The organism is Virgibacillus sp. Bac332, from assembly GCF_003667785.1.
GTDB classification, from domain to species: Bacteria; Bacillota; Bacilli; order Bacillales; family Amphibacillaceae; genus Virgibacillus; species Virgibacillus salarius.
In genome coordinates this window covers 344,132-357,478 of record NZ_CP033046.1, presented here as the reverse complement: position 1 = coordinate 357,478, position 13,347 = coordinate 344,132, and the positions used below count along the sequence as shown (strand labels likewise).

Sequence of the window (13,347 nt, the reverse complement as noted above, 5' to 3'; positions counted from 1 at the left end):
TGAATTTAAACCTACAAAAGTGAAATCTATTTTAAATTTCACTTAAGTACCATATTAATTTAATTCTGTTAATTATAAAAGTTTAATTTAGTAGTATCCAAATTTTGAAAGGGTGATTGAGATGAAGAAAATTATTAATTTGTTATTATTATTATTCCTATTATACCCTTATAGTGTAGTAGCTGATGAAGCAGTAGAAAATAATGATCTTGAAAAAAATGAGGGGGACACATCAGTAAATCAAGTTAATGATGAAGGTGAATCTATTAACCCTAAATTAGAGCAAGAGGAATCTGAAGTTAAATTAGAGATGGATAAAGAACATAGTTCTACAACTCAAAAAGCTAAAGATTCTATTAGTGATGATAATACTGATGTGGAGAATAATGATAGCATTAATGTTCCTAAAGAAAATAATGTTATTAGTGAACTCGAAAACAAGAGTATTAGTGATACTAATAATTTTGATACTAAAATAACAAATACTAAAAATATAAGCCTACTTGGCAAGATAATTAAGTCTAATACCAAAATCTATAATAATCCTGAAAAGGGAACTGAAGATTATTTTAAAGCTGGCGATACTTATACGAACACAGTCTTTTATATAAAAAAACAAATGAATATTGATAAAGATGTATATTATTTAATTAGTAATCAACCAAGTAGTACTCATGGAGTAATTGGGTGGGTAAGGAAAGATCAACTTTCCACTTATACTCATACAAGCGTCGATTCTAAAAAAAAGGTGTTTTACTTAAATGGGAGAGGGGTTGCATATAATAAACCTTGGGGGGAAGTAAGGATGTAGTATATAATTCTTCTCAACTAGATAAACTAAATGGTTACAAATTCGAAGTTAATTTAACAAATAATGTAGGTAATAATACTTGGTATAAGGGGTTACTAAATGGAAAAACAGTATGGATTCATTCGAATCATCTAACAAGATCTAGTGAAATAAGTAGATTAGGGAAATTTAAAGATGTGGATGCAAAAGTTTATTCTGCCCCGGGTAATGAACTAGATTATAACTATGCTGGGAATGAACTTATAAATAAGGTGTATTACATAAAAGAATCTATTAATTTGAACGGTCAGCTATATTATTTAATTAGTAACCAACCCAGCAACTCTACAGGAACTATAGGATGGGTTAGAAAAAATGATTTGCTCTCTTATACTCATGAAGGATTAGACAGCAAAGAAAAAACTTTATATTTAAAGGGAAAAGGCATAGCCTATAATAGGCCGTGGGGTGGAAAAGAAAACATAGTTTATAATATAAACGATTTAAAAAAGAGACAAGGAATGATATTTCAAGTTAACTTGACTCAAAAAGTAGGTAATAACCTATGGTATCGAGGGATACTAGAAGGGAAAACAGTATGGATTCATTCGGATCATGTAAAATCGCCTCAATCTACAAGTAAATTAGGGAAGATTAAGAGTAATAAAGAGAAAATTTATTCTTCACCAGGTAACGAGTTAACAGCTAGTTCTGCAGGGTCAGAAAATATAAATAAAGTTTTTTATATTAAACAGCAAATTAATTTAAATGGCATTCTATATTATAATATAAGTAATTATCCAAGTAGCCATAAAGGAACAATTGGTTGGGTAAAAGAGGATAGTATGCTTTCGTACACCCATGTAAATGTAGATAACATTTCTAAAATATTCTACTTAAGCGGAAAAGGTGTTGCTTATAACAAACCATGGGGAGGCAGTCAGAATGTAATCTATGATTCTGAAGCTCTTAAAAATATGCAAGGCTATGGACTAATTGTTAACTTGACTAATAAAGTAGGAGATAATATATGGTATAGAGCCAATCTAAAAGGTAATAGTATATGGATTCATTCAAGCCATTTAATGAATATAACTGGTAGTGCAACAAGTAGGTTAGGGAAAATTAAAAGTGAAACCGCTAAGATCTATAAGGGGTTAGGTGATGAAACAACAACAATCAATGCTGGAAGTACGTACACCAACAAGGTTTTTTATATAAAAAGAAAAAGCCAAATAGACAACAAAATCTACTATTTGTTAAGTAATAAACCTAGTAGTACAGAAGGAACCATTGGTTGGGTAAAAAAAGAAGATGTTAATTCATATACTCATGAAGGAATTGATAATAATTCAAAGAATTTATATTTAAAAGGAACAGGTCTAGCCTATGATCGTCCATGGGGTGGAAAAGAAAACATTATTTATAATAATACTGAAATTAATGCTATGGAAGGCTATAGTATTCAGGTTAATTTGACTCAAAAGGTTGGCAACAATATATGGTATCGGGGAATAGTTAATGGAAAAACAGTATGGATTCACTCAAGTCATGTAACTGGTACCACTGGAACCAGCACAAGTAAATTAGGGAAATTAAAGAGCGATTCTTCTAAGATTTATAAGAGGCTTGGTGACGAGTCATCAGCTATTAATTCAGGAGAGAAGTATTTAAATAGTGTATATTACATTAAACGTCAAAGTGAAATAAATGGTGAAATTTATTACTTAATTAGTAATTTACCAAGTAGTACTAGTGGAACCATTGGATGGGTCAAACAGGATGAATTAACGTCATACAGTCACCAAAGCGTAGATAGTAATAAGAAAAAATTAACTTTAAAGGGTAAAGGAATAGCTTACAATAAACCATGGGGTGGAAGTAAAAATATAGTATTTGATTTAAAAGATATGATTAATTTGAAAGGCGAAATACTAGAAGTAACTTTAACAAATAAGGTGGGAGGTCAACTTTGGTATAAAGGGCAATTACAAGGGGAGACGGTTTGGGTACATGAATCTCATTTAGAAAAAAATACTGCAAACTATTCTTATTATGATTTAACACTAAGCGAAGCTGTCTCTATACAAATGAAGGCTACCCCAAAAACAGATAAATATGTGCATTATGTACATGGTGATTATATACAATACAATAATAAAGGTAATTACTATTATGTTACCGCAAGTACTTTAAATGTAAGAGGTGGTCCGGGTACTAATTATTCAATAGTTGATACTTTAAATTATGGGGAGAAAGTTTCTATAAGAAAAAAAGTTGGAGACTGGTATAGATTATATTGGGTTAACGCTAAGGAGGAAGATGTTAGATATTATTTAGATCCGAATAACTTTATTAATGATGATGTTCAAAAATTTCAATTCTTAGACCTATCAAGGTCCAGTGATATATCTGCTTCTGTACTAAATGATTTCTTATCGGGAAAAGGAACACTAGCCGGACAAGGGCAGGCATTTATTGATGCAAGCATAATAAATAGTATTAATGATGTCTATCTAGTATCTCATGCTATTTTAGAAACGGGTAATGGTACCTCTACTCTTGCCAGTGGTGTTAAGTATAATGGGAAAACGGTCTATAATATGTATGGAATCGGGGCATATGACAGTTGCCCGGTTGATTGTGGGGCTAAAAAGGCTTATGAAGAAGGGTGGACTACTCCATATAAGGCCATTGTAGGAGGCGCTAAATTTATTGGACGAGATTATATTTCCTCCGGACAAAATACTTTATATAAAATGAGATGGAATCCTCTTGCTATGGATAATACAGGATCAGCAACACATCAATATGCTACGGATATTGGTTGGGCTTCAAAGCAAATTACAACTATGTATAATTTATATCAACAAATTGGTTCTTATTCTTTACATTTAGATATACCATCCTATAGATAGTGTTTAAGGTAATAAATGAAACACCTTTAGCCGACGAGCGAGTCGGTACCGACCCCAGAAGTTAGAGTGAAAGATCTAATTTCTGGGGGTGTTTTTGTGGCTAAATATAGTGAAGAATTTAAAGTGAAGGTTGTCACTGAGTATATATAGACGGAAACCTTTCATTTCGTTCCTTAGAGAAAAAAATATCATATGGGAGCTCTGCACCAATTGTCAACAATGGTTTAGAATTCCCTTCAACGGAATCAAATTCCCTATTATCGGAAATTTTGTCTGGCTTGTTGCCAGCCTTTTTCTTTTCCATCAGATGATAAGAGTCAGCTTTAATATTAAAGATAGTGAAATGATGGATTAGACGATTGTGACCGTCAAGTAAAATGACACAATTTCTGCTTATTAATTTGAAACACTTTGCTGCCCAAATATGGTTTTTCGATGCTTCATTCGCCAACTGTCTTCATTTAAATGAATAATTTCCACTCGATGCAATATACGATCTAGAATCGCGGTTGTAATTGCCTGATCTCCTAATAATTCACCCCATTCTTTAGGACCTTTATTGGACGTTAATATAATCGATGTTTGATTGTACAGATCATTGATCAAATGAAAAAACATATTGGCTTCCTGTTTGTCCATTGCCATAAACATTAAATCGTCAATGATAACTAGATCTGCTTCTCGTATTCTCTTCATTCTCGTTTTCGATTTCCTTGTGATTTCTTCAGTCTTTAATACATGAATGAGATCACCCATCGTAGTAAAAATCACTTTATATCCTTGGTTGAGAGCCTCCATGCCCAGCCCAATCGATAGGTGGGTTTTGCCGGATGATATTGAGATAGTCGTATGCGGAATCTACCTCTTCAAACCCTTTCGCAACCGTATCCATAAATGAATCGATGCCTTTTGTCCGATCGCGCGAATGGCTTCTATCCTTCACTAATTGGCCTTTTCTTTCAGGAATAGTGTGTTTTGCAATCAATTCTCCTGTATCGGTAATATAGATGAATAGTTGTTTGTCTTCCGTTTCCTTGATACCGACGGTATCATATTTATGGAATGTTCCTAGTGGAAGAGAATACCGATTCGACAAATAACGAATTGTATTGTCCTTATGGACGCTTCTTGTTATACTATTTTCATAATTGTTTTTGATAGTTAATTTTTCTGCGACTGGTCTTAAGTGTTGCTTTTCCAAGGAGAACACTTCGACCGGTCTTTTTTTTGTTGTGTTATGGATTTTATAGTTCCCTGTTCGGTTTAGCCACTGCCAACCCTGTTCATTCCAGGAATCAATGTTGTGAAACACTCTATGTCTCGCAAAGTTATGCTTGATAAAGCCAACCACATTTTCAATTTTCCCTTTACTTTCTGGGTCAGCTTTTCTACAAACCCTAAGGTTTAAACGCCTGGTTTCCTTATAATGTTGAAACTCTTTCGTTAAGATAAGATCCCCGCCATTTTCACTGACCACGATTAAATTATCCTGATCATAAACGATTTCTCTTGGGATTCCGCCATACCACCGAAATGCATCTTCATGTGCTTCCATCACATCCTGGGTAGTGAAAGGTCTGTCTAACCATTTTTTATATTTGTATCTCGAGTTAGACAAAACAAATGCGATAAAGCTCAGCTTCACCTCTTGATTGTCAGGTGTTCTTTGTTTTGTATGACCAAAATCAACCTGCATTTGTTCTCCCATTGGCTGGTCAGGAATAGCTTCATAATTCCGCGGTAGAGTCTCTTTCTCTATTCTATATTCAGTACGTAATTCTCTAACGTAGGCACGAACCGTGCTCTCGCCAATCTCCAGTGATTCATACCTTTCCTGTAACCAATCTTGCACTTGTGCTGCTGACATATCAGGATGTTCTCTCAGCCAGGATAAAATTAACGCTTTGTAAGGATCTAACTTTTTCTCTCTCGTTTTTATACTTTCTACCCATTCAGCCATCTCCGAAGGAGACTTCTGCAGGTTGCGATACACCGTTGATCTTGATACCCCCAACTTTTCCGCCACCTTCGATTTACTAAATCCTTGCTTAATTAACTGTTGAATCTCCATATACATTTCCCACTTATCCACCTTTTCTGCGCCCTCCATTGATGTGTGTATAATCTTAAATATCATACAATGGGAGAGCTATATATTTTACTGGTATATTTGGGTAAATAAGTGTTTCTTCTAATCTAGCGGAAACTGTCTACTTTAGTTTAGCAGTCACAACGATCCAGGGGCCGTTGCTAATCCTCCATCTCCAAAGATCTTTCCCTATTCAACATACGATTTATTTGAAATAATAATCGTTGCGCCATGATCATATCTTCTTATATGATTTGAAAAAGCGTGTTTGCGCTCAGTTCATCGAAGCTAAATAACCTAGTTCATCAATAATTAGTAGTTCTGGGGGACTATACCTTTTTAATAATCCGTTGGATTCACCCTTGTTTTTCTGCCTTCTGGCACTCAGGTATAAAATTATTGGCATTAATAAAAAGGACTTGGTGACTGTTTGTAATAGCCTCGAAAGCCATATAAATGGCTAAATGTGTCTTTCTTAACCCTAGTGGCCCCAGTAGTAAATGTTATATCCATTATGAATATATCTACCGGATAACATTTCTTTAATTCTTCGTTCATCTATACTATGTTAAAAACTAAAATCGAAGTCATAAATGCTTTTGATGTAGGAAAGCTTTGCTTTTTTAAGACGTATATCTAAAGCTGTCTTTTCTCTCTGTTCGATTTCTTGTGATAATAACGTGATTAAGAAGTCCGAATATGATACATTATTTTTAGATGTATTTTAAGTAAACTATCTATTTGATTTTAATGGTTTAGAAAACCTTTGGCTATGTAGGGTCAGAGAGCTTATAGCAAGGTAACAAGAAACTACTAAGGTTATACTTAAAAAAGCTAAAAGCTTTTCGGGGGAATCCGAATGTCTTCTACGAAAATCACAAACTGCATTGGCATTCGAAATCAAAGAAGAAGGATTCCGATTAAAAGATATTTTTCCTACTGTAGGGATTCCTGAAGCAACCCATCATTATCATATGGAACGCTATGACAGAGAAGATACAGAAACAGAATTAAAAGAGCTCATCACAAAACTATTTAGAACCTTTCATGAACATTATGGTTATAAACGAATTACAAAAGATTTAAAGAAATTTGGGCATTGCACCAAGTGCATAATGAAGGAACTAGGATTAAAATGTGTGAAGTTCATGCGGAAATCCCGTAAATACAACTCTTATAATGGGAGAGTTGGAAAGGTAGCGAAAAATCGGTTGTCCCGCCGTTTTAGCACATCTATTCCACTTCAAAAGTTAGTAACAGACATAACGGAATTCAAATGTCTAGGCGAAGAGAAGTTATACTTAAATCCGATTCTTGACCTTTATAACGGAGAAATTATTACGTATGACATCAAAAAAGGCCCAACATTAAATTTTGTCATGCCCCCTTTAATAGAATTAATAGGGATACTGAAGAGTCGGGTAGCCTACTGTACTGGATCCACTCCGATCAAGGCTGGCATTACCAACACAATCAGTAAGTGAGGACACTAAAAGAAAATAAAATATTCCAAAGCATGTCGCGCAAAGTCACTTGCGCAGATAATGCACCTACGAAGAATTTTTTTGGCATTTTAAAGCAAGAAATGTATTATGGTGAAAAATTAGTAAGCTATGAAGAATTAAAAGTCGGATTGAAGAATATATTTACTCGTTCAACCATGCACGATCCAAAGATTAAATTGGCAGGGTTGAGTTCAGTTGAATCTCCCAATCAATTCAGCCAAGCAACTACATAATATAAACTCTAATTTTATTAAATTTGTATAAAATAATTTATGGTTATTTTTATCATTCTGTTTGAGTTTATATCTTCTTCTACAATTCTTTATTGATATCATTCCGTCGTGTTAGAATATATACAGATTTAATTATTTTGATCTGAATTAGTTCAGATTTTAAATAAATAACTTTTAACAATTATAATAAAATTTTTGTAGTACAAAGAAATTTGTAGAATAATGCATTATAATTTTTGTTAAACTAATTAAAACTACTAGAATGCAGGGGATTTAAATGAATATATTTTCATCATCAAAGAAAAAAAAAATAAATAAATTAAAAAGAAATATAAGCTATATCCAAATGGAAAATAAACTTGTAATTACAGGGGCTTTTAATAAAGATAGTTACTGTGCAAAAGAATTATGGCTGGTGTCTAGAGAAACTGATGAAAGTTTTAAAATTGTAGAGATTAAACCGACACATGAGTTTAAGTTTGAGGTGAACCTTGATGAAATAATAAAAAACAATTATTTAATTTCCGGTGTTTCCTATGATTGGTATTTTAAGGTACGTACACCATTATCTGAAGTTAGTAAAGAAAAGTATACAAACGATAATTGTAAAATAATTAATGAAGATAATGAAATATTATGTGAATATTTAATACGATGTGGCAGATTTGCATTAACTGAAATAGTTAAATTACCATTTTACTATTACAACAGTGATTCAGTTATAAATTATCTGACTACAAAGGGGAATTTATCGTTAATTGTAAATGGAGAACCATACTCTCCTACAAAAATTCAAATTGATAAGTTTAAAAAAAGTCATGGTTGTATAAATATAGAAGGTAAACTTTTCACAAAAAATTCTATTATTACCACTGGAAGTATTTTACTATTAGGTAGAAATACTGGGAGTAAGTTGGAAATCAATGGCCTTAAACTAACTCATAGGAATGAGGAAGTTACTTATAGATTTGGTTTAAATCGTTACTATTATAAAGCTACAATCAATATAGCTGAATTGTTTAAAAAAAAGGATATAACAGAAGATATATACGATCTGTTTCTTAAAGTTTCGATGCATGATATGCATGAAGAAAAGTACATTAGAATTGGGAGACCAACATTTAAAGCTAAATTATTTCTAAAGGATTTATATATTAAGCATAAGCACAAGGCAATAGTGGTTAATCCATACTATACATTTAAAAAAGAAAACTTGTCATTTGAAGTTTACAATTATTCAACAGATGTATTTAATTATATGAGAAAATTAATGCGTTGGTCTTGGCTAATTAGAAAAGTAAAATATAACAAAAAAACATGGATTATAGGTGAAAGGACTTATAAAGCTCAAGACACAGGTTATGCTTTTTTTAAGCATATTAGAGAGAATTATCCAGAGAAAAGAGTATACTATGTAATAGATAAAGATTCACCCGAAAGGAAAAACGTGGAAAAATATGGTAATGTTCTTTTGTACAAGTCTAAGGAACATATTTTAAAGACTATAATGGCGGAAAAAATTGTTTCATCTCACCATCCTGATTATCTATATCCTATAAGAACCTATGCATTTAAGAAAAAGGTAAAAGCTGATAAGGTTTTTCTTCAGCATGGCATTATGGGCACTAAAAATATGGTAGCTAATTATGGGAAAAATGCTCCTAATTTTGATACTGATTTTTTTATGGTTAGTTCTGACTTTGAAAAGCAAATGATTGTTAATGATTTTAATTATGATCCAAGACATGTTTTCGTAACGGGTTTATCCAGATTTGATACTCTTTTTGATGGTAAAGGTACAGTGAAAAGACAATTATTAATTATCCCTACTTGGAGAGATTGGATTATTACTGATGATGATTTTCTGGAAAGCGAGTATTTTTGTAATTATAAAGCTTTAATTAATAATAAGGATTTGCATAAAATTTCGCGGGAACATAATTTTGAAATTATTTTTTGCTTACACCCAAACATGCAAAGATTCAGAAAGCACTTTCAAGATAAAAACGTAAGAATAATAAACCAAGGTGAAGTTGATGTACAACAGTTAATTAAAGAAAGTGCACTTATGATTACCGATTATTCAAGCGTTGCTTTTGATTTTAGTTTTCTAGATAAACCGATAATATATTATCAATTTGATCGAAAAAGATTTATTGGAAATAGGCCGTCTCATTTGGACTTAAACAACGATTTACCAGGTGAAATATGTTTTAATGAAAATAATTTATTAAATTTAATTGAAGAATATGCATTAAATAATTTTGTTGTGAAAGATATTTATAAACAGAAAGCTAATAAATTTATTAAGTACAAAGATAAATTATCTTCTGAAAGAATATATAAAGTAATAAGTAAATATAGTGCTAAAAGAAATATAAGCGACAATCCTAAAATTGCTATGTTTTTAAATGCTCTCTTCAAAAAGTATCGTAAGAGTAAATATTATTTTCCTAGCATGAAGCTTTTTTATAATCTGGGAACGAAAATTATCCCAGTTGATAAGAATTTAATTCTTTTTGAAAGCGGACTGGGTAAGCAATATGGAGATAGCCCTAAAAATATATATGAGGAGATATTAAAACAAGAGCTTAGTTATAAAAAAATCTGGGTTTATAATAATAATTACAGATTCGTTGATCAAAACACTGTAAAAATTAAAAGATTAAGCCCGTTATATTATTATTATTTAATAAGAGCAGGTTATTGGGTTAATAATCAGAATTTCCCTTCGTATATAAAGAAAAGGAAATCTACTACCTATCTACAAACATGGCATGGTACCCCATTAAAGAAAATGTTGTTTGATTTAGAGGAAATACATGGTAGAAGCGATGATTACTTAGAAAGAATAGGAAAAGCAGTTCAAAGTTGGGATTATCTTATTTCTCCTAGTAGATATGCTACAAAAGCTTTTAAGAGTGCGTTTAAATATAATAATGAAATTTTAGAAGTGGGCTACCCTAGAAATGATATTTTTTATAAGGACGGCTTACAAGATACAATTAATAAAGTTAAAAATAGACTTAATGTTGATAATAAGAAAGTAATATTGTATGCTCCAACATTTAGGGATGATCAAACGAATAACAAAAATAAATTCTTATTTAATATAAATATGGATTTGTATAAAATGAAAGAACAGTTAGGTAATGAATATATAGTTTTATTAAGAATGCATGTCGTCATTAACAATAAGCTGCAAATAGATGAAGATTTAAAAGATTTCGTTAAAAATGTGTCTAAGTATCCGGACATTCAAGAATTATTATTAGTGACTGATATTTTAATTACAGATTATTCATCAGTCATGTTTGATTTTGCCAATACAGGTAGGCCTATGTTGTTCTTCACTTATGATCTAGAGAAATATAGAGATAATTTAAGAGGGTTTTATTTAGATTTTGAAAAGGAAGCTCCTGGTCCTTTTGTCTTTAATACTCAGGAAATTATACAAAATGTATTGAACATAGATAAAGTTATTTATAATCATAAGGATAACTATAAATCATTTCAGAAAAAGTTCTGTTCATTAGAGGACGGAAAAGCTGCTCAAAGAGTAGTTGATAGGATTTTTAAATAGTTCTTAGTAAAAAGGTCTGTTAAAACAGGCCTTTTTACTAAGAAATGAATTATAATATGAATAGAAAGAGACTTATAAACAAGTAAAGGCATTAACTTTTGAGGAGTAAAAAAGATGAAAAAGAAGCTGTCCAGAATTATACAAAAGTTTTTAAAGTTAGTATTTATTATAATAGCTAGGATTCCTGTGAAAAAAAATTTAATAGTCTTTGAAAGCTTTTTAGGTAAACAATATAGTGATAATCCAAGAGCGATATACGAGAGATTATTAGATAGTGATTTAGACTATAAAATGTATTGGATTTTTGATAGAAGATATAAGGATGCTTTTCAAATAGAGAATATAAAAACTGTAAGAAGGATGTCGTTGAAATGGGTTTACTTGATGGCAAGAGCTGAGTTTTGGGTTTCGAATAGTAGGTTACCATTGTGGATACCAAAACCAAAGCATACAAAGTATTTACAAACATGGCATGGTACCCCCTTAAAAAGATTAGCAGCTGATATGGAAGAAGTTCATATGCCTGGTACAAATACAACTAAATACAAGGAGAATTTCCTTAAGGAATCGAGTAAATGGGACTTTTTAGTATCGGCTAATGCATATTCTACTGAAATATTTAAACGAGCGTTTCAATTTGATAGGGAAATTATAGAATCGGGTTATCCTCGAAATGACTTCTTGATTAATGCGAATAACCAAGAAAGTATTAATAATATAAAAGAAATAGCGAATTTACCATTAGATAAGAAAATAATTTTATATGCACCTACATGGAGAGATAACCAGTTTTATGCAAAGGGAAGGTATAAGTTTGATTTACAAATGGACTTTGATCAATTAAAAAAACGTTTTAGTAAAGATTATATTATTTTGTTAAGACTTCACTATCTAGTTGCTGAAAAATTGGACTTAAAAGGATATGAAGGATTCATTTATGATTTCTCAAAACATGAGGATATTAGAGAGTTGTATTTAATAGCTGATCTATTAATTACCGACTATTCTTCCGTTTTTTTTGACTATGCAAACTTAAAAAGACCTATGTTGTTTTATGTATATGATATAGAAGAATACCGCGATAATTTACGGGGGTTTTACTTTGATTTTGAACTGAAAGCACCAGGACCTTTGGTAAAAACAACGGAAGAAATTATTAAAGAAATATCTCAACTTGAAGAAAATGGCTTTATACCATCTGCTACAACTGAAGAATTCTATCAAAAATTTTGTTATCTAGAAGATGGCGAAGCTAGTAAACGTGTAATAGAGAAAGTTTTTAAAGGATAACTTTTTAAACAGGTTTTTGATTTTCATTGTGTTTTATAATTTTTACTTGTATAATTTAATAACGTAAAAAAGACGATGGTATATTGATACTTGAAAGGATATACGTATGAAATCTGCACTTAAAGTTATTAAAGAACAAATAGATCATTTTTATTTGCTTAGAAGGCTTTCCATTTATGAACTAAAGAGTAAGAATAAAAATAACTATTTAGGCATTCTTTGGGAAATATTAAATCCAGCTATTCAAATTGTTATTTATTGGTTTGTATTTACAACACTTAGAAGTAGAGAAGATGTCCCCTTAAGCGATGGACAAGAGGTTGACTTTTTTAGCTGGCTATTAGCGGCGTTCTTTCTTTGGATCTTTTTTTATCAGGGAACAATACAGGGATCGAAATCTATCTACTCGCGATTGAAGATGTTATCTAAAATGAACTTTCCTATGAGTATTATTCCTGGGTATGTAATTTTTTCGCAGTTTTATGTTCACCTTGTCATGCTCGGAATATCAATTATCTTATTAAACTTTATTGGATATTACGCTTCAATATATTATCTGCAATTGATTTATTATATCTTTGCAGCAATCGCTTTAATATTTGCTCTATCCTTAATAACGTCGACACTATCAACAATTATTAGAGATGTTCATATGTTGCTTAATTCAGTACTTCGAATGTTTCTTTATATATCGGGTGTCTTGTGGCCACTCAGTATGGTAGGAGATGAGTTTGCAGAGGTATTAACTATTTTAAAATTAAATCCACTTTATTATCTCATCGAGGGATATCGAGCTGCTTTATTTGGTACGGAATGGTATTTTATAACTCAATGGGAGTATACTTTAGTGTTCTGGGGAATTGTTATTGTATTGTTCCTATTCGGATCTATGCTCCATGTAAAATTCCGTCGACATTTTATTGATTACTTATAAAGGCT

The 13,347-nt window shown here is 31.4% G+C and carries 9 protein-coding genes and 2 pseudogenes; 7 read left to right on the top strand and 4 right to left on the bottom strand.

The window, feature by feature from the left end:
• Window positions 1-121 precede the first annotated feature (121 nt).
• Window positions 122-811, top strand: a complete 690-nt coding sequence (locus D9782_RS01655) for a hypothetical protein (protein ID WP_121603908.1) — start codon at window positions 122-124, stop codon at window positions 809-811.
• Complete coding sequence (locus D9782_RS01650; protein ID WP_121603907.1) at window positions 790-3,708, top strand: N-acetylglucosaminidase; 2,919 nt, start codon at window positions 790-792, stop codon at window positions 3,706-3,708. Before D9782_RS01655 ends, D9782_RS01650 begins: the two co-directional genes overlap by 22 nt.
• Before the next feature lie 396 nt (window positions 3,709-4,104).
• Here D9782_RS01650 and D9782_RS01640 read toward each other — a convergent pair.
• The 4 genes and pseudogenes from D9782_RS01640 to D9782_RS23915 form a co-directional block, all read right to left on the bottom strand.
• Window positions 4,105-4,536, bottom strand: a pseudogene (locus tag D9782_RS01640) (ATP-binding protein); the annotation flags it as partial.
• The gene (gene istA, locus D9782_RS01635; protein WP_240455788.1) at window positions 4,481-5,845 is read right to left on the bottom strand and encodes an IS21 family transposase; all 1,365 of its coding nucleotides are present in this window, start codon (window positions 5,843-5,845) and stop codon (window positions 4,481-4,483) included. The gene istA and the pseudogene D9782_RS01640, both read right to left, overlap by 56 nt.
• A 308-nt stretch (window positions 5,846-6,153) precedes the next feature.
• A complete protein-coding gene (locus tag D9782_RS23920; protein WP_371413983.1) occupies window positions 6,154-6,249 on the bottom strand; it encodes a hypothetical protein in 96 nt (31 codons plus the stop codon).
• 116 nt (window positions 6,250-6,365) lie between these two features.
• Window positions 6,366-6,461, bottom strand: a complete 96-nt coding sequence (locus D9782_RS23915; protein WP_371414004.1) for a hypothetical protein — start codon at window positions 6,459-6,461, stop codon at window positions 6,366-6,368.
• 223 nt (window positions 6,462-6,684) lie between these two features.
• Here D9782_RS23915 and D9782_RS01625 point away from each other — a divergent pair, with 223 nt between their 5' ends.
• The 5 genes and pseudogenes from D9782_RS01625 (at window position 6,685) to D9782_RS01605 (ending at window position 13,342) form a co-directional block, all read left to right on the top strand.
• Entirely contained in the window at window positions 6,685-7,281 is a 597-nt protein-coding gene (locus tag D9782_RS01625; RefSeq protein ID WP_121603904.1) for an IS3 family transposase, read from the top strand.
• Between the two features lie 32 nt (window positions 7,282-7,313).
• The gene (locus tag D9782_RS01620; RefSeq protein ID WP_121603903.1) at window positions 7,314-7,535 is read left to right on the top strand and encodes an IS3 family transposase; all 222 of its coding nucleotides are present in this window, start codon (window positions 7,314-7,316) and stop codon (window positions 7,533-7,535) included.
• Window positions 7,536-7,812: 277 nt separating this feature from the next.
• Window positions 7,813-11,118, top strand: coding sequence for a CDP-glycerol glycerophosphotransferase family protein (locus D9782_RS01615; RefSeq protein WP_121603902.1), 3,306 nt, complete (start codon window positions 7,813-7,815; stop codon window positions 11,116-11,118).
• A 105-nt stretch (window positions 11,119-11,223) separates the two neighbouring features.
• Window positions 11,224-12,408 (top strand): annotated as a pseudogene (locus tag D9782_RS01610) (CDP-glycerol glycerophosphotransferase family protein); the annotation flags it as partial.
• A 106-nt stretch (window positions 12,409-12,514) separates the two neighbouring features.
• Complete coding sequence (locus tag D9782_RS01605; RefSeq protein WP_121603900.1) at window positions 12,515-13,342, top strand: ABC transporter permease; 828 nt, start codon at window positions 12,515-12,517, stop codon at window positions 13,340-13,342.
• The last annotated feature ends 5 nt before the right edge of the window (window positions 13,343-13,347 follow it).

Bases quoted from the DNA above. Each gene is read 5' to 3' on its own strand.
- D9782_RS01655 (WP_121603908.1), top strand. From the start codon at position 122: ATGAAGAAAATTATTAATTTGTTATTATTATTATTCCTATTATACCCT.
- istA (WP_240455788.1), bottom strand. From the start codon at position 5,845: ATGATATTTAAGATTATACACACATCAATGGAGGGCGCAGAAAAGGTG.
- D9782_RS23920 (WP_371413983.1), bottom strand. From the start codon at position 6,249: ATGGCTTTCGAGGCTATTACAAACAGTCACCAAGTCCTTTTTATTAAT.
- D9782_RS01620 (WP_121603903.1), top strand. From the start codon at position 7,314: ATGTCGCGCAAAGTCACTTGCGCAGATAATGCACCTACGAAGAATTTT.
- D9782_RS01615 (WP_121603902.1), top strand. From the start codon at position 7,813: ATGAATATATTTTCATCATCAAAGAAAAAAAAAATAAATAAATTAAAA.
- D9782_RS01605 (WP_121603900.1), top strand. From the start codon at position 12,515: ATGAAATCTGCACTTAAAGTTATTAAAGAACAAATAGATCATTTTTAT.